Consider the following 17,579-nt stretch of genomic DNA (forward strand, 5'->3'; position numbering starts at 1 on the left):
ACGACGACGCTGGCGCCGTAGGGGTCGTGGGCCACGATCACGTAGGCGAGACCCCAGCACGGACCGACGACCGCAACCGCCCAAGTCAGGCCGTACCAGCCGGTCAGGTTCGTTTGGATCATGTAAAAAACGAACCCGAGGAAGACGGCGAGCGGGTAGGGCAGGCCGAACAGCCGCGCCGGGCGGGCAGCGCCGACATGAAGCGTATCTTCGCGGGCCATGCGGTCTGTGCTGGTGTCCATCGCATCAGGCTCCGAACAGACCGACGATCGCGTTGTAGTTCGCGAAAGTCATGCCGCCAGCGGCGACCATGCCGATGACGGGGAAGCTGAAGCGGAGGAAGAACATCGTCATCGCGACAGCAATGACCGCGATGTTGAGCAGCGGGCGGCCGTACTCCTCATAGGAGTAATCGACCAGCGCCTGCCCCTGGCCCTGGGCAAAGGCCATGTCGGGCATCAGCATGACAGCGAAGGCCGCCAGGACGATGGTCAGGACGATGGCGTTGTGGAGGCGGTTATTCAGTTCGGTGGTCTTCATTTGATTTCGGCTCCGGTTGAGTGAGTGACGCTCGGGTTACGCACATGCGGTAGGAGGAGACGGCCCAGCCGTCCCAGGCTGGTGGCGGCGGTCCGCAAGCGTGCGGAACGATGGGCGCGGCAGGTTCACCGGTGGCGGCGGGCTTCTCCGGGACCGACTGCCGGATTGCTGGAACCAGATGATCGGCGGCGGCGAAGACCTTGCCGACATAGCCGTTGCGCTCGCCGGCGGTCGGGCGGCCGGTGTTGTAGACGCTGGCCATGCAGCGGAGTGGCTCGGCGGTCGGCTGCCGTTCGCGGCACCACTGGTAGGCATCGACCAGGATCTGTGCGCCCGCACGAACCGAGTGCGCGGGATCGAAGGCTGTGTCGGCGTCCAGGGCGGTGCGGCCGAAGTTCGCGCTGTTGATCTGCATCAGCCCGGCGTCGATCGAGTGGCCGCGATCCAGCAGGCTTCGGGCAATGACGATGGCTTCCTCAGCCGATGCCGGCGCGTAGCTTTTGCGGGCAGTGTTGTCGAAGATCGCAAATGGGTAGAGCCGGCTTTCCGCCTGGGCAAAGGCGGCGACGGTTTCCGGCGCCACCTGGGGTGCGTTGGCAACGGCTAGTTGGAGAACGACGGCCAGCGGGAGCGATGTCATTTGTCACCGGGAAACTGGATTGCCTGACGCACGATGTTGTATCTAACTTAGATACGTATATACCATCGACATCGGATCGAGCAATATCATCCCCGAGTCGGCGTCATTTTTTTCGGAAGGCTAGGGCCTGAGATGGATGCATTTGTTGCGCGGCAAGGCATTTACGGCAATAACAAGGCGGCATATTTGAACAGAGGACTCATGCCGCCTAAGAAAGGCCCGCCCTACGTTACGACTTCGGTGTCGGGCATTACCGCAGAAGATTGGGACGCGTTTAAAGCAAGAGCAGATCGCGAACAGATCTCCTATCGGGAGTCCCTATCCCGCGCTGTCAACGACCTGGCCACAGCAGTGCGGCGTGGAGATGCCGTTGACTGGAAGGCGATCAAGGTAGCGCCCAGCCGACCTGTGAGGATTGGGGAAGATCTCCGCGAGGAAGTCCGATCTCTGGCCGCGGAGTTCGGCTACAGGCAGAACGTCATTCTAGCGACGGCAATGCATGCGTGGGCCAATAAGAAGGCAGAGTAACGTCATCGTTTCATTGATATTTTCTGATAATGCTGCTGCTTCACCTGCTCCCTTTTCTCGTTGGACCTTAAAACTCGCTCGATGGTCACCGACGGCGTCGGCCGTTCCATCCTCTGGCGGACTGTATCGCTGATCTTCACCCCGATAGTCTCCAATCGTGCGAGCACCGGGGCCAGGTCGTGGGACAACGACTTCAGCCGCAGGGCAATCTGACTTACGCCCTGGGCATCCTGCCGGCGCCGACATGTGATGTGCGCAGTCGTCGGCTCCAGGCCGCGCCGCCCCCGCAACTCTGCCGGTTGCAGCCCGCTCTGTAGGTATCGGACAGCGCCACGCTTGAGGTTGGATGCGCTCTCGAGAAAATCGAGCGCAGTGGCCTTATCCGGCTGGCGTCCCAGATTGCGGCCGACATTGGCCCATAGATCAGCGCTACCGATCGGCCGGGGATCATTGACCGCGCGTCGCGTAGTCACCTCGGCACGCTCGGCGCCCTCGCTGATCAGCATGAAGGACTGCTGTTTATGCCGGGTGCCGCTGGAGTAAGCAGAAAACCCGGTGACCATCCGAGTCCCTGCCGGCATCGCATAGATGTGCTCGGTCGAGGTCGAGCCCTGCGCCGTGTGCGTCGTCATCACCTCGCCATAGGCCAGCCGGATCTGCCCGTCACGGGTCAGCGACTTCCACGGCACGTAACCCTCGGTGCCCTTGGCGTTGCGCACCGTCATGCCCAGCTTGTCGGCCGACAGCACGGTCAGGACCGTTCCATTGCGGCCAATGCTGCCGCCGCGCTGCCCTTCTGCCGCAACGCTGTGGAACAGGCGCACCCGATCTCCCACGGCCAGTTTCATGTCATAGCCGTTTCCGTCCCGGTCGGCTGCCTTGATGCCGACGAGGTCGCGCCCGATCGCGCCAATCTCCCGGCGCTGCTCCCGAATGGCGAGGCCGACCCGGTGTGCGTCGGCATTGGTCGGCGCCGAGACGGTGATCGTAAACTTCGCGTCCTGGCTGTTCGCCTTGATCCGGTCCATCAGCAGTGCCGCCGTCCGCTCCGCAGTTTCCCGGTAACCGCCGGGCACCAACTCGACCGTGCCGTCCTCGCGCTTCATGTTAATGGCATCGGTTGCCCGGCCATCTCGGAACGCGCCGGCGATGTCACGCTCCCGCTCAGTCTGTTGTCGGACAGTTGTCAGGATCTCCGGCACGGCGGCATCGCCCAGCGCCTTGCGCGCCAAGTCGATGATTGGGCCGGCTTCAATGCTGCTGCACTGCTTGTCGTCGCCGATCATCACAAGCTGAAACTTGTGCTCGTCCTGGAGCCTGAGAAGGTCGAGGCCATGCCGGGTGCCCAGCAGCGACAACTCGTCGACCACGACAACGGCCTTGTGGTCGAGCACGACATCGCCTTTCTTGACGCCCTGGAAGAACACGCTGAGGGCCTTGGTGTCCTCGCGCTTGATCCCGGCGTCGATCAGATCGTCAGCCTGTCGCCAGGCCAACGCGATGCCATAGACCCGGCGCTCGTCTTCCTGCCACGCCGACACCAGCGGCTGGAGCAGCGTCGTCTTCCCGGCGCCGGCGGCACCGATCATGACACCCAGCTTGCCGCCCTCGCCCAGATCATGGATTGCCTTAAGTTGCTGCTTGCCGTGGTCGCCGGCGAAGTCCAGTCCCGATCGCTCGACCGCTGCCGCGATCCGGTCGACCGGCAAAGCGTTCGACTGGTCAGATGCCGCTATGCGAGCCTTGGAGATGAACTCCTTCTCCTGCGCCTCGTGCAAACCGGTGGTGATCGATCGGCCACGCTTGTCCTGTTCCTGCCCGACGATCAGGGTTGTCATCTCGCCCTGCTGGCGCACGCCACGCGCCTGGAACTCGGCGACAATCCGGTCGAGGTCCCAGGCGTTTTCGATCCCGCTGGCGATCAGGCCACGGGCTGCCGCCGTGCGTGCGTCCCGTTCTCCGATTACCGCGCGGGCGTCCAGATCCTTTTCAAGCCAGTGCAACGCCTCGGTATAGGCCCTGTCGATGCGCTGCTCACGGCTGATTTCCTGCACCAGGCCGGTGGGGGAGACGATGGTTTCATGCTTCCAACTCAGGCTGTCAGCCTGCTGCTGCCATGCCTTGAAATCCGCCATGTCGTCCTTGCTGAGCTTGGCGCGTGTCTCGTCATCGATACCCTTGGGAACGCTCTGCACGGCGCTCTTGAGGAGCCCGGCCCGCCTCTCGGCACTCAGGTCGTCCCAGTCCAATCCCTGGGTCTTCGCGTATTCACGCGCCGCCTGCTCACCATTCGTGGTCCGCTTGCTGAAGTGGTCGCGGACGTTCTCCGGGATGGACGGCAGCCGTGCAGCGCCGGTATCCCGGTCGAGGATGACTTCAACGCCCATGGTCCGCAGGTTCTGCGCCACGTGCGCCTGATAAAGCGCGCCGGCTTCCTTTATTAGACCTTGCAAACGGTCGAGATCCAGCGCGCCGACCCGGCCGTTCTCGCAGAAGACCGCGTTCGTCACCGTGAAGTGCGTGTGCAATTCCGGATCTCCCGCAACCTGGATCGGGACGCTTTCGGTGATGCGCTGCCCGTTCTCTTCCCGCGCGATCCACAGCGTCGGCCGCGACGTGTAGTGGTCGAAGGAAACCCAGCCAATGTAGCCCTGGTCAAAGCCATCCTTGCCGCCTCTGCCCTTGCTGGCCTTGGCGATCTCGCCCTCGATGTAACGCATGGTGTCCTGGGCGGCTTCGCGGTGTGCCTGGTATATCGCCGCCTGCTCCGCTGGCGTGCCGAACGCCCAGGCAACGCTGACGCTCTTGTCTGGCGTCAGGCAGAAGTCCACAGCGCCGACCGGCACTTTTTCCTGAACCTGTCCGGCGGCGTCCGTGAATGTCCGGATCTTGGAATACTGCTTCCCCTCGATCTTCTCGCCATCGGCCCGCCGGCCAGCCAGCAGGGCATTGATCTGATCTATCGTCACGGGCTTGTCAGGATCGATACCAAGTCCTGCTGCGACGATCGGGTGCATGTCGCGCCGCGGCAGCGCCTCGTCCTGGCCGACCTCCATGCCTTGGGTGTAGTAGCGCGCGAGGTCCGCGACTTCTTGCGGTATCGTCTGGGTCAGCAGGTGGCGCGACATCGGCGCCATGCTGGACGGCGACCCGGCCGCGATCGTCCCGTAAGTCAGCAAGAGATTATTCCTGCAATACGCCGTCGGCGTCGGTCCGGCCGGCTGCCCGGCTGACACCGCGAACGACCGCCACTTCGATACCCGGGCCCAGATTGTCGAGGTTCTCACCTATGCCGATGAGGGCGGCGGTCTGCTGCTGGATGGCCCCGGCGATCTCTTCCAAGATCTCGGTCAGGGGGCTTTCCTCCGCCTCAACCGAACACGCCTCCAGGATCTGGCCCAGCATTTCGGAATGCGTTGCCAACGTCTCGGTCATCAGGATCAGCCCGCGCGCCAGGGTTTCCACGGTGGTCTCCAACCTGACCAGCTTCTCCAAGACAGCATCTCCGCTCGGCATTGAAAGTCCCCTCACCTGATCGAACACCACCGAACGGTGGGTTCCTTGGTCTGACCCAAATTTTGACGCGCACGCTTCCGTCACGATTTGGGCCGGATCAATCACGATCCGATGACGGATTTGACACGATGGGGTTGTTGTAGTCAACATAGATACGATATAGTTCGGTGACGGTGGCAGTCACGGATGTGTCTCAACCTGTCACGGCACCGCAGAAGGATTTCAGATGACGAGGAAAGACCCGGCTTTCCTGCTGCGTGTGCGGCAGGCGATTGAGGAAGGCGGTGACCGGCGGCCGGCGCTTCACCAATGGATGGCCGGCAATCACGACGACTTGGTCGCGCTGTTTGAGGACGTGCGGCTGAACTGGCCGCACCTGACCACTGTGTTCGCCGAGTTGGGGTTCCGTAACCTCGACGGCAGCGACCTGAAACCGGAAACGGTTCGCCGAACCTGGTTCCGTGTCAGGCAGCGCCGGCAGCAGATAGCGGCTCGAATGGCATCAAGGGCCCCGGCCGCTGTCGAGGTTTTCAGTCCTGCGGCCTCATTGCAGTCACTGCCCTCCAAACCCCCAACCGCACCCGCTGACGATCCCATGACCGCACTAATGGCCGAAATGAACCGACGTTCTGGAAGGATTTGAAATGGCAAAGTCGAGCACCTTGGACGCTCCCTGTGTGACGTCCGTTACCAAGTCGCCGGTCCTGGCTGTCGGCTTTGGCCGTGGCTTCGGAGGCAAGTCGACGCTCTTAAGTGAGATCGCATGGCGTGCCCAGAACCAGGGGCGGTCCGCGATCGTGGCCGACTTCGACGCCCGGTCGAAGACGCTGGCCGACCTGTTCCCCGACGCGATGGTTCCGCCGACCGAGGAGCTGCCCGACGTCAAGGCGGCGTTCAGCAAGCTGCTCAACCGGATGACGAAGGAGAAGACGTCGGCCGTGGTCGATTTCGGCGGCGGCGACCGCTTCATGCTGGAGTACGGGCGCGACCTGATGCTCGTGGAATTCTGCGCACGGCGCGGGATCGAGCCGGTTGCGATCTACGTCCTCGGTCCGGAGGTCGAGGATCTACGGCACTGCCTGTCCATCTATGATGCAGGCTACTTCCGGCCGGAGCGGACGATCCTAGTGCTCAACGAGGGCGTCATCCGCGAGGGCAAGACCGTCGTTGGAGCCTTCGAGCAGACGACGAAGCACCCCGGTTTTCAGAAGATGCTGGTCGGCGGCGCCAAGCCGATGCTGATGACCAAGCTGCCCTGCATGGATCTCGTAAAGGGCGGCAGGCAGAACTTCTACGACGCGGCTGCGGGCCTGGGCGATGAGCCGCTCGATCCGGTCGAGCAGTTCATGACGGAGAGCTGGCTGGAGGATCTGGAGGCTAAGCGCCAGAAGCTCGGCGTCGCAGATTGGCTGCCGTGATGACACGGGACGACTTCCGCCAGAAATGCCGGGCGGCCGGCATCGGGGACGACAAGCCTCTCTTTCTCGTGCTGGAGATGCTGTTCGACACGGCGGCGGCGGCGAAGGACGCTGTTCAGGTCGGCGCCCGCGGTCTTACCCAGGAAGCCGAGGCCGACCTGGTCAAGCGGATCGCGCGGCAGGCTGATGCGTCGATGCGCAACGCCGCGGTGAAACACCGTCTGCGTCTGGAGAGAAAGACGGCTTTGATCGCCGGAAGCGTCGCCGCTGCCTGCCTCGTTCTCGGGGGCGGCTGCGGTTATTGGTGGGGCTGGAGCAGCGGCCGTCAATCGGTGGAGACGACGGAGCGCCAGGTCGCCATGGCGTTCCAAGCTGGGCCGGATGCCGCCGGCATCTGGCTGCGGCTGATGCGAAACAACGACCCCCGCAAGGCTCTGGATCATTGCTCAGGGTCCGCTGTGTGGTCGGCCGATGGCCGACAGGCCTGCTCGATCCCCTTGTGGATCGATGGGCCCGGCGCCCCTGAAGCCAACAGGTAATCAAAATTTCGAACCGAAGGATCATGTAATACGTCACTTCATCCCAGGGCGCGTACTTACCTTTCGCAATATGGCTTAACTCTCCTGGACACAAACGTCGAAGAGATGCTTGTGGTTATTGATAACGCGTGTTTTATTATTGAAAGGTGCGCTAATCACTTGTGACACTTTGTTGGAGTTTTCTACTCATCATTGAGAGATGTTTACCCATTCGATGAGTAATCTCGTGAAGAAAGGAAGGCGATGATCATCTACACACAGCAGGAAGCGGCCGATTTACTCAAGGTTTCGGTCAAGACACTGCTTCGTCTCCTCGCCAAGCATCCTGACTGCTGCTCGATGATCAGAAGCAAGCGGCGGTTCACGGAGGCGCATATCAACCAATTAATGGAGCGCACCCAATGCCGCGCAAGCCCGTCAAGAGGAATGGCTACTGGTACGCCACGGGTACCGAAGCGGGACATCGCATCCGAAAAAGCACTCATATCAGCGCTGTGGGACGCGAGAATAAAGCGCGGGCCGAGTCAATGCTCTCCCAGTTCAGTGAAGACATCCGCAAAAAGGCAGCGCAAGGCCATGATGCCGTAGTCAAGGCCGGCTTTCTAGTTGACCATCGTTTGCATAGGGAAGAGCCCCGTCACCCGGTGATCATGCAGCGGGTGTCCGAGATTACTGTCGCCGCATCTGATTTTATGTTCCCATGCCATGGCAGCATCGAGCAGGCGAGCCATCTACGACTCGGCAGCATGAAATATTTCGACTGCCGCCAGTGTCCAGTGGTCAGCCGGTGGCCGACAGGAGTGCTGCTACTCTGTTAGCGCCCATGATGAGGCCGCTGTACGGTTGCTCCCAAAGCCAATTCTAATAGTGGTGATTGCAGATGTGGGCGCTCGTAGATCGAGCGCTGGTTGGGGATTATTGCTCTGGTCAGGCCTTGAGCAGCAACTATCATAGCCAAGTGCACAGGCAGCATGGGCCAATCGGTGAACTTCTGCGGCTACTGACAGCGTGGGTATGCCTTGTCACTTGCCGATCAAGGCGCATAGCGCGTGAGATGTAGCTGGAATTCACATACGGCCTACGATTGATATGGTCAGATCAAGGTAGGCATCGACATTGTTCGTCAGTTGTGCCAAACATGTGGACGGCTAAATGGACATCATAGCTTGAGCTATAGGCAAAAAAGCTATCATTAATAAGGGGTTAAGAGGGACAATGCCTAGGACTTACGAGCAGACACATCCATGGCTAACGTTCGAACTTGATCTGCGCAAGTTTGGCTATGAACTCTGGATGACTTTGGGCGAAATCGGATCCAAGTGCGATCATATTGCTGGCGTCCCTCTCGCTCCTGATGTCGCCGAAAAAATTCACCAGCTCTACCTTACTAAAGGTGCTTTAGCCACTACCGCCATCGAAGGCAACACGTTGTCTGAAGAGGAGGCTGGGCAAATTATATCGGGAAAACTAAAACTTCCCCCTTCGCAGGAGTATCTAGCTCAAGAAATCAAAAACATTTGTCATGCTACTAATGAAATTACAAAGATGATTTACGAAAATGGAAAGATACTAATTACGGTTGAACTACTAAAATATTTGAACTCTATGGTTCTTGAAAAACTTGAAGTTGATGAAGATGTAGTTCCTGGGAAAATTCGAGAGCACTCTGTAGTCGTCGGAAGGTACAGATGCGCTCCTCCTCAAGATTGCGATTATCTTTTAGAAAAAATGTGTGAAACTCTGAATAATTTTCCTTGCCCAGACAACGCTAAAGCTGCGTTCAATGTTATTAAAGCTGTGTATGCACACCTTTATTTTGTTTGGATCCATCCTTTTGGAGATGGGAATGGCAGAACCGCTAGGCTTATAGAACTTTGCATCCTTATGTCAGCGGGATTTGCGCAACCTACTACACACCTGTTGAGCAATTATTACAATCGAACTCGCAACAAGTATTATGAAGCACTTGACCGTGCAGTAGAGTCCGAAGATCAGGTTGTTGCTTTCATTAAATATTCTGCAACAGGATTAGCGGAAGGACTTCGGGAGCAAATTGCGTACATCAGAGAACAGCAATGGCGTGTCGCGTGGATTAATTATATACATAAGGAGTTCGAGGAGAAAAACAGTCCAACCGATGTACGAAGGCGAAAGCTGGTGCTGTGCCTTTCAGAAATGGGTACTGTTGTTCCCGTTAATAAAATATCCATTCTGACCCCAGAGTTAAGCATTGAATATCATCTAAAAACGCCTAAAACCGTAATTCGAGATGTGAATGCATTAATAGAAATGGGTTTAATCGAGAGACGTCGCGGCGGCATCGTTGCAAATCGCGAGAAAATCCTAGCCTTCTTGCCGTGGCGAAACCGCGATGAGACAAGCGAGAGCAAAGCCGCCGATTGATATTGGCGTACAGAGTTGAACAAACTAAATCTTAGCCTAGAGTTGCCGCACTAACCTGTTGACTCTGAGCCCCGAGTCATGTTGACGTCGTTACTGGCACTCATCGCCGCCTTCTCCTGCCTGCCCTTGTGTCCTGATACGGGCGGGGCGCACAGGGCACCCCGGAACGCCGGGGTTAACCCCGGCATCCACAGGAGAAGTTGCTATGAGAGCAGCCTGTACTTGGCCGAAACCTGTCTCGGTACGCTCGTACCAGCGGTTCCGACTCGGACATTGGGAGACGGTAGTCTCTCACTGTCGATCCTGGCCTAAGCGCTGATCCCGCTTAGACTGAGATGAAGGGGCGGTTGATGAGCGCCACCTCGTTTCAGCATGTCAACATAGTCGTGACTCGCCGTCCAGAAAAATTGGTCCAGACTGTGCTTTTGATATAGTCGTCAGATTTTTTCCCACCACTCCATAGCGCCAACTATCGGCATCTGCTCCAGACCTCCATCCGTATCAACGTGCCAAGGACGTGAGCAAACGGAGCGTGCTTGGGGCGGATGGCTTTGGGATCGTTCCTGCCGTACATCTGAAGCACGGCGTTTATGTAAAACAGACCCACCTATCATCGCATAATTTGCCGCTCTTGGTCTGTACTTTTTCTAGCGACTTTTTGACCGAATTTGATCTCGCTGTACTCGCCGTCTTAAGTATCGCTTGCTTCTAAGTTTTGTAACCCCTGTGTTACCCTAGAGCATCGTACGCCAGCGGCAGAAGATAATACATTTTTGATAAGCTACTCAAAAACAACGCCTTTTCTGTCATTGGCTCTTAACTGAGACGGTCGGCACTCTGCTTTTCGAACAGGATGCCGAGCACGACCGCCACGACGCCCAGTGCTAGCGAGGCGAGTTTGGAGACCCTCATCTCCTCCTTCTCGGTCGCCTTGCCCTTGCGGATGACGCGGGCGTAGATGTCGTGGGAGATGGCGGAAGCTCCCGCCAGCGCCAGGCCGGACACGACGGCCAGGATAGTCGCGAAAGCCACGGCGGACAGGAAGCCGAGGAAGAGATCGCCGCCCAGCGCCTTGGCCAGATGCATTACCGGCATGTTGCCGCCGCCGATGATCTTGCCGCCGAGCTTGCCGCCTTCATAGAACTGCGGATCGGTGCCGACGATGGTGATCGCGGCCAGCCCGAGGACGGCGACGACCAGGAAGAAGAAACCGATGAAGCCGGAAGCGACGAACACGCTCTTCCGTGCTTCCCGCGCGTTGGGCACGGTGAAGAAACGCATCATGATGTGCGGCAGCCCGGCGGTGCCGAACAGCAGGCCCAGCGACAGCGACACGGCGGAAACCGGATCGGACAGCAGCGAGCCCGGCGCCATGATCTTGACGCCGGCCTTGTGGGACGACACGGCCTCGAACGCCATGAAGTTCAGGTCGAAGCCGAAATGGGCCAGCGCCAGGATGCCCAGCACCGTGCCGCCGCCCAGCAGCAGGACCGCCTTGATGATCTGGACCCAGGTGGTCGCGATCATGCCGCCGAAGGTCACGTAGACGACCATCAGCACGCCGACGATGATCACGGCCACGGCATAGTCGAGCCCGAACAGCAGCTTGATGAGCTGGCCGGCGCCGACCATCTGGACGATCAGGTAGAAGCAGACGACCGTCAGCGAGCCGATCGCCGCGAAGGTCCGGATCTTGGTCTGGTCGAGCCGGTAGGACGCGATGTCCGCGAAGGTGAAGCGGCCCAGGTTGCGCAGCCGCTCCGCCACCAGGAACAGGATGATCGGCCAGCCGACGAAGAAGCTGATGATGTAGATGAAGCCGTCGAAGCCGGTGGCGAAGACGAGGCTGGACAGGCCGAGCAGGGTAGCCGCCGACATGTAGTCGCCGGCGATGGCCAAGCCGTTCTGGAACCCGGTGATGCCGCCGCCCGCCGTATAGAAATCGGCCGCCGACTTGGTGCGGTTGGCCGCCCAATAGGTGATGCCGAGCGTGCCGAGCACGAAGGCGAAGAACATGACGATGGCGGTCGGGTTGATCGCCTGCTTGTCCACGGCGCCCAGATCGGCCGGCGCCGCGAAGGCGGCTTCGCCCAGGGTCAGGACCAGAACGGCCAGGGCGATGCCGAGGGCGGAGGCCGCTGATTTGAACATCGGACGGTTCATTCCGCCGTCTCCCGGATCAGGTCGTTGGTGAGGTCTTCGAACGGACCGTTGGCGAAATACGAGTAGACGCCGGTCAGCAGCCACGAAATGACGATGATCGCGGCCCCGATCGGAATGCCGATGCTGAGCGTCATGCCCTCGCTCAGCGGCTTGCCCAGCATGGCCGGAGCAAAAGCCACCACCATCATGAAGCTGTAATAGGCCACCAGCACGATAGCCGACAGGATCGCCGCGAGGCGGCCCCGCCGCTTCACCAGGGCTTGGTACTTGGGGTTCTCGCGAACCCTGGCGTAGATCAGTTGGGACATGACGCCTCCTGTTCGTTATTCACCGCCGGCTTGTCCCAGGCCGGTCAGGGGAGGCCGCGTCCGGGGTCGTTCCAGCTTCGATCTGTTATGTTTTTCAGCGCCCGGAGACTGCCGGGTAGAAGTGACGGTTCCGGTGCGGCAGCCATGACTTCCGCTGCGGGCTTTCGGTAGCCTTTACAAGGCGTCCTGGGCAGTAGCTTTGATGTCGCAGGGAGATATACAGAGCGGTCTCCACTCTCGCTCAGGTATGTAGACACCCCCCTCGAAGCTACGGATGTACGCAAATGTCATCATTTTCTGTCACGACCGGCAATTTTCACAGGAGCGTCACTGAACGTCATCATAGGTCATTATTCTTTATTTACCCCGATCGATAGAGACATATTACCCCATCAGGTTAGGAAAATAAACGGATGACGTGCCGTATTCAGGCAGATGCGGTCGCAATCGCGCAGACCGGTTCCGCATCCTTTTAGGAAAATCGGAGTTGATTCCGCAGGGTAGTCCCGCGCGGGAGCTTGCCCCTGGCATTCATCAGAAGGAGGAGAGAACCCGTGAGAACCTTCAAAGGCCTGCTGGCCGGTGCCCTGATGCTCGGATCGGCCTTTGCCATGGCGGGTGCGATGACCTCGGCTGCGGCATCGGCGCAGGAGCTGGCGCACTGGAGCCCGGAGGCGGCTTCAACGCTGAACGCCGTCGTCGCGCGCCATGCCAACAAGGGCGCCTTCGCGGTGTTCGACATGGACAACACGCTGTACCGCTACGACCTCGAGGAGTCGCTTCTGCCGTTCCTGGAGATGAAGGGCGTCCTGACGCGCGACCGGCTCGACCCGTCGCTGAACCTGATCCCGTACAAGGATGTCGGCGGTCACAAGGAAAGCCTGAACAGCTACTATTACCGGCTGTGCGAGATCGACGATCAGGTCTGCTACCCTTGGGTTGCCCAGGTATTCTCCGGCTTCACGCTGCGCGAGCTGAAGGGCTACGTCGACGAACTGATGGCTTATGGCAAGCCGATCCCGAGCGACTACTATGACGGCGATACCGTCAAGACGATCGAGATCAACCCGCCGAAGCCCTATACCGGGCAGAAGGAGCTGGTCAACCTGCTGATGAAGAACGGCATCGAGGTCTATGTCATCTCGGCCGCCAGCGAAGAACTGGTCCGCATGGTCGCGTCGGACCCAAAATACGGTTACAACATCAAGCCGGAGAACGTCATCGGCGTATCGATGCTTCTGAAGGACCGCGGCACCGGAACCCTTACGACGGCGCGCAAGCTGATCGCGGATAAGAAGTACGACTGGCAGGCGACCATGGGAATGGAGATGACTCCGTACCTGTGGGCACCGCTGACATGGTATTCCGGCAAGCAGGCGGCGATCCTGTCCTATATCGACGAGTGGAAGAAGCCTGTCTTGGTCGCGGGCGACACGCCGGTCAGCGACGGGCCGATGCTGTTCCACGGGACCGATGTGGAGAACGGCGGCGTGCGGGTCTGGGTCGACCGGCGGGAGAAATACCTGAAGCAGATCACCGGGATGCAGGAGAAGTTCGCGGCGAGCCAGAAGGAGCTTGGGTTGCCGGTGACGGCGGACAAGAACTGGGTGATCGCGAAGCCTGACGTGATCCAGTAAGAGGTCTGCTGATCTGTTGCGGCGTGGCCTGGTTTTGACAGAACGGAAAATTTTGATTTGTCGGCGCGCCGGTGTTGGGCCACGGCCCAACCTACAGGCTCCTGCTTCGTAGGTTGGGCCGTGGCCCAACACTTCTGTCACGGCTCAAAGCCGCACGACAGGCCGACACTTTCCGGCTTTGATATTGTAGTGGGGTGATGATTTCTCAGATAGTCCGCGATATCAGACTTGATGATGCCTCATGGGCTGAAGATCCGTTATATTGAACTTTTTACCCCGCTCGACAGGATGGAGCCGCAACCTGTCTCGACAATGAGACACTGGTGGCCGAGCGAAGCGTGGACATTCTTTTTAAGGATCAAGCGGTCGGAGCGCTCTACGAGACTCCACAGGGCGGCACGCGATTTGTCTATAGCCCTGACGCGGTCGAGACGATCGCCTGTGCGCTCCCGCTGGGGGAGCGGGAACACGCATGGCCGACCGGTCTGCACCCGTTCTTCCAGCACCTGGGTCCCGAAGGCTGGCTTCGCGAAAAGCAGGCCCGCGCCGGACGGGTGGAAGAGGAGGACGATTTCGGACTGCTGCTGCGCTATGGGCAGGACTGCATCGGTGCCGTCGGCGTCCGTGCGATAGAGCCGGTTGCGGTGCCATCGGGCTCCGTCGATGCGGAAACCATGGCGCCAGTGGCGGGCAGCCGTACCGTCCCGGGCGTACAAAAGAAGCTCTTCGCCATCCGTCGCGACGGCCAATACCACCCGGCGGAAGCCGAAGGTCCCGCCACGCACATCGCAAAATACAACGGCCAGTCGGACGACACATTGGTCCGCTACGAGCTTCTTTCGCTGCGTCTGGCGCGCGATGTCCTGGGCACGAAGCAGGTCACGGAGTTTGACACTGCCGTCGTTGCCGGAATCGACGGGCTGGCGCTCGTCGTGAAGCGTTTCGACCGCACGGAAAGGCTGGCCAAGCTCCGGCTGGAGGATTTTGCCCAGATCCTCAGCCGCCCGCGTGGTCGCGATTTCACCGGGAAGTACGCCGGAAGCTATGAGGAAATCGCCCTCGCGATCAGGGATCACTCGGCGCGCCCACAGATAGACGTCGATCAGTTCTTCCGCCGTGTCGTGTTCTGCGTGCTGATCGGGAACGCGGATGCGCACCTGAAAAACTTCTCGCTTCTGGAAACGCCTGATGGATAGCGGCTATCGCCAGCCTACGATCTGCTGAATACGCTGGTCTATGGCGGCAGGTACAAGACTGAATTTGCGCTGTCGCTATGCGGCGATCACGTTCAAACCGACCGGATCGACCGCAAGCTGGTCCTAGCCTTAGGTCAGGCCATCGGGCTTCCCGCCAGAGCGATCCAAGTGGCCCTCAAGGAGATCGGGGATCGTATCAGGCGGAGCGGGACCATCGTGCCTCCGGATGCGGAACTGGCGGACGGCTTCATTCACCGATACGCCGGGATCGTGGAGGATGCATGCGGCAGAATCCTCGAAGAGTAGTCCAGCCGCTCGACTGGCCGGCGCTTGTTGCCGAAACCATCCGCCGGCGCAAGGAAGAGGGGATGACCCAGGTGCAGCATGCCGCCCTTGCGGGCGTCGGCAGGACCACGGTCGTCGCCTTCGATCAGGGCGATACGTCGATCTCGCTCAGCCGCGCGCTTGCCATACTGGGTGTCGTGGGACTGGTTGCCGAAAACAGAACCTCCCCCCAGGATGCCTTCGTGGCCGCTTGCCGGCAGCGCTGGGCGGAGCTGGTGGCAGCGCTTGCCGAAGACGCCCCGGCGCGTCAGCCGCATGGTAATTACAGCTTCGACTATGAGGTGACCGGGCAGATCGCACGGCTTTCGCCAAAGCGGCTGGTCGAGATCCTTGAGAAATCGGTGGTGCGGTACAGCGGCTGTCCGCCCTTCTGGGTTCCGACCAAGCCGGAATTGGCTCCTGTTCCGGTCGAGGACGGCGTCGAGTGCTGGCTTGGCAATCCGAGGGCGGACCGGGTATTCGACGATGCCGCCCATAGCGACTATTGGCGCGCTTCGACGGAGGGGCAGTTCTACTTGCAGCGTGGTTATCAGGAGGATGGCGCCGATGTCCTTCAGCCTGGAACGTTCTTCGACGTAACGCTGCCGATCTGGCGCGCTGGCGAAGGCCTTTCCCACGCGGCCCGCGTCGCCCGGTCGATGGCAACCAAGGACGATGTCAAAATCCGCTTACGTGCCCGTTATACCGGCATCGAGGGCCGCGATCTCGCCACCTGGGCGAAGCCGGCGGACCGCAGCCTGATCGTCAGCGTCCACCGCAGCCGGTTGCCAGAGGCTCATCTGGCAGTAGAGGCGGCGGTTGGACGGATTGAGGACGATCTGGCCGGCGTGGTGCATGACCTGCTCAGACCGCTGTACGAGCGCTTCGGCGGCTATGTCCTGGAACGCGATCTTGTCGAGCGCGAGTTGCGCGAGATGAAAAGCCGGGGGGAGGTTCGATAGCGGCGTGAGCCGCGCCGAATGTCTCCTCGCCCGCAAGTTCCGTTAAAAACCGGATTCAGGCCGCTATAAGCTGACGTTCGTCAAAGCGATAGCCGCCGACGAATTCCTCGGCTTTCTTGTACCATGTGGCACGTTGTCGGTAGGGAAGATCGTCACTCGCCGTATTCGCAGAGGCGACCATCCGTTCCATGAGCATGCTGATTGCCTTGCAGAGCGGGAGGAAGCGACTTTCCTCAACCAATCCTTCGGCTTTCAACTCGTCGAACAAGCTTCTGAACCCCTTAAGCTTTATGCCGACGATTCGGAGTTCGTGTGCATCCCAAAGAATGGTCAGGCGAGCGTCCACCCGTTCAGCCCGGTAAGCCGCATTGCTCGTAAGATATAGGAGCTGGTCCATTTCCGGATCGAAATACGCTGTGGGTTCAAACGGTTTTGCCTTCGCATACAGCCGCGTGAACAACTCCGCAGTCCTGCTTTCTACGGCCATACCCATTTCTCCCCAAAACGCGACTCATGGTTATCTGGCAAGTTTGGAACGCCCGTGTCAGCGAGCACCCACTCCCACCAGGAGAGAATATACACCTCACGCTCGCTACCGCCTAGAATTCGTCTAATTTGATCCCTCTGACCAGTGTCATAGACCTGACGAAGGAGCGCAAGAAATACGCTATTAGGAGGCGCAGTACAAGCTGCGGGAGATCCATCAACCATATCAGCTCCAACCGCCGGTTTGCAAACGCTTGCGACAACACGTTCCGGATCGTACCAACCGGGGTCCTGAGGAACCCTTAATGGCCTGTTAATTCCTTGGTATATCGCTGTCGGGGAGCATAGCACCCGGCTTTGGATCACCAGCACATCGAGTTCAGCGATCTTTCCCATGAGGTTCAGTTCCGCCAAATGCCCAATGCGCTCTTCTCTAAATGCACACAGCACTTGACGGTCTGGAAAGAGCCTGATTGGAACACGGTGGTACAATTTGGGCGCCGTGGTTAGGGAATGCGGAATTGGCACAGAAAACGATGCGCGGCGAAACTACCCAACCTTTTACTGAAAATCGATGATAATATTTTTTCTCCTCCATAGAGAGCATAATGCCGCACCTACCGCGACTTCGAATGCGTCATCATAGCGCCGGAAACTTCCACTGGGATGTCTGATAAGGGAAGATAACGTGACTCAAGATACAACGGCATCTAACTTGCCCTCTGATAAAGCAAAAGATAAAGTTTGAATAACACCAGCCTTCATGATCGATTCTCTAATACCAGCATGCGATTTTCTCGAAAATGTCGTATTCATAGGAGAAAATAATAATATAATCGATCCTATTATAAATATACTTCGGCAAGACGATGACCTTGCCCCCGTGCAGCGCCTCCCATAGCCGGGTAAGATCGGCGAG

General features: G+C 59.3%; 15 protein-coding genes and 2 pseudogenes. 9 read left to right on the top strand and 8 right to left on the bottom strand.

Annotation, left to right across the window (positions count from 1 at the left end; genetic code table 11):
- From N826_RS35865 to N826_RS35890, 5 genes are all read right to left on the bottom strand, one after another.
- Window positions 1-242 (bottom strand): VirB3 family type IV secretion system protein (locus N826_RS35865; RefSeq protein ID WP_044437083.1); only part of this gene is annotated, 242 nt, incomplete at its 3' end.
- A gap of 4 nt (window positions 243-246) precedes the next feature.
- Entirely contained in the window at window positions 247-540 is a 294-nt protein-coding gene (locus N826_RS35870) for a hypothetical protein (protein WP_044437085.1), read from the bottom strand.
- Window positions 518-1,180, bottom strand: coding sequence for a lytic transglycosylase domain-containing protein (locus N826_RS35875; RefSeq protein WP_052832688.1), 663 nt, complete (start codon window positions 1,178-1,180; stop codon window positions 518-520). The genes N826_RS35870 and N826_RS35875 overlap by 23 nt, the downstream gene beginning before the upstream one ends.
- 530 nt (window positions 1,181-1,710) lie before the next feature.
- On the bottom strand, window positions 1,711-4,887 hold the full coding sequence (gene mobF, locus N826_RS35885; protein WP_052832690.1) for a MobF family relaxase: 3,177 nt from the start codon (window positions 4,885-4,887) through the stop codon (window positions 1,711-1,713).
- A gap of 4 nt (window positions 4,888-4,891) precedes the next feature.
- Window positions 4,892-5,203 carry a hypothetical protein gene (locus tag N826_RS35890; protein ID WP_052832691.1) on the bottom strand — a complete coding sequence of 104 codons (312 nt, stop codon included), beginning with the start codon at window positions 5,201-5,203 and terminating at the stop codon, window positions 4,892-4,894.
- 247 nt (window positions 5,204-5,450) lie between these two features.
- On the opposite strand from N826_RS35890, the gene N826_RS35895 reads away from it, so the two are divergent.
- The 6 genes and pseudogenes from N826_RS35895 (at window position 5,451) to N826_RS42470 (ending at window position 9,584) form a co-directional block, all read left to right on the top strand.
- Window positions 5,451-5,867, top strand: a complete 417-nt coding sequence (locus tag N826_RS35895) for a hypothetical protein (RefSeq protein WP_044437089.1) — start codon at window positions 5,451-5,453, stop codon at window positions 5,865-5,867.
- A 34-nt stretch (window positions 5,868-5,901) separates the two neighbouring features.
- Window positions 5,902-6,642 carry a hypothetical protein gene (locus N826_RS35900; RefSeq protein WP_147041074.1) on the top strand — a complete coding sequence of 247 codons (741 nt, stop codon included), beginning with the start codon at window positions 5,902-5,904 and terminating at the stop codon, window positions 6,640-6,642.
- Complete coding sequence (locus tag N826_RS35905) at window positions 6,642-7,181, top strand: hypothetical protein (protein ID WP_147041076.1); 540 nt, start codon at window positions 6,642-6,644, stop codon at window positions 7,179-7,181. Before N826_RS35900 ends, N826_RS35905 begins: the two co-directional genes overlap by 1 nt.
- A 243-nt stretch (window positions 7,182-7,424) precedes the next feature.
- Window positions 7,425-7,565, top strand: a pseudogene (locus N826_RS46180) (helix-turn-helix domain-containing protein); the annotation flags it as partial.
- 17 nt (window positions 7,566-7,582) lie between these two features.
- Window positions 7,583-7,999 (top strand): hypothetical protein, encoded by a 417-nt coding sequence (locus N826_RS35910; RefSeq protein WP_044437094.1) that lies wholly within the window; start codon window positions 7,583-7,585, stop codon window positions 7,997-7,999.
- Window positions 8,000-8,474: 475 nt separating this feature from the next.
- Window positions 8,475-9,584, top strand: coding sequence for a Fic family protein (locus N826_RS42470; protein ID WP_211099478.1), 1,110 nt, complete (start codon window positions 8,475-8,477; stop codon window positions 9,582-9,584).
- Window positions 9,585-10,418: 834 nt separating this feature from the next.
- On the opposite strand, the pseudogene N826_RS35915 reads toward N826_RS42470, so the two are convergent.
- Both N826_RS35915 and N826_RS35920 read right to left on the bottom strand, forming a co-directional pair.
- Window positions 10,419-11,747, bottom strand: a pseudogene (locus N826_RS35915) (sodium:solute symporter family transporter); the annotation flags it as partial.
- Window positions 11,744-12,055: a DUF485 domain-containing protein gene (locus N826_RS35920; protein WP_044437095.1), complete on the bottom strand. Its 312-nt coding sequence runs from the start codon at window positions 12,053-12,055 to the stop codon at window positions 11,744-11,746. The gene N826_RS35920 and the pseudogene N826_RS35915, both read right to left, overlap by 4 nt.
- A gap of 554 nt (window positions 12,056-12,609) precedes the next feature.
- On the opposite strand from N826_RS35920, the gene N826_RS35925 reads away from it, so the two are divergent.
- The 3 genes from N826_RS35925 (at window position 12,610) to N826_RS35935 (ending at window position 16,174) form a co-directional block, all read left to right on the top strand.
- Window positions 12,610-13,692 carry an HAD family hydrolase gene (locus tag N826_RS35925; RefSeq protein ID WP_044437096.1) on the top strand — a complete coding sequence of 361 codons (1,083 nt, stop codon included), beginning with the start codon at window positions 12,610-12,612 and terminating at the stop codon, window positions 13,690-13,692.
- A gap of 323 nt (window positions 13,693-14,015) precedes the next feature.
- On the top strand, window positions 14,016-14,888 hold the full coding sequence (locus N826_RS35930) for a type II toxin-antitoxin system HipA family toxin (RefSeq protein WP_211099479.1): 873 nt from the start codon (window positions 14,016-14,018) through the stop codon (window positions 14,886-14,888).
- Window positions 14,889-15,169: 281 nt separating this feature from the next.
- The gene (locus tag N826_RS35935; RefSeq protein WP_044437097.1) at window positions 15,170-16,174 is read left to right on the top strand and encodes a helix-turn-helix domain-containing protein; all 1,005 of its coding nucleotides are present in this window, start codon (window positions 15,170-15,172) and stop codon (window positions 16,172-16,174) included.
- A 55-nt stretch (window positions 16,175-16,229) separates the two neighbouring features.
- Here the strand turns inward: N826_RS35935 and N826_RS35940 are convergent, their stop codons facing one another.
- Window positions 16,230-16,661: a hypothetical protein gene (locus tag N826_RS35940; protein ID WP_044437099.1), complete on the bottom strand. Its 432-nt coding sequence runs from the start codon at window positions 16,659-16,661 to the stop codon at window positions 16,230-16,232.
- Window positions 16,662-17,579: the final 918 nt, after the last annotated feature.

The sequence above is a fragment of the Skermanella aerolata KACC 11604 genome (genome assembly GCF_000936425.1).
GTDB lineage: Bacteria > Pseudomonadota > Alphaproteobacteria > Azospirillales > Azospirillaceae > Skermanella > Skermanella aerolata.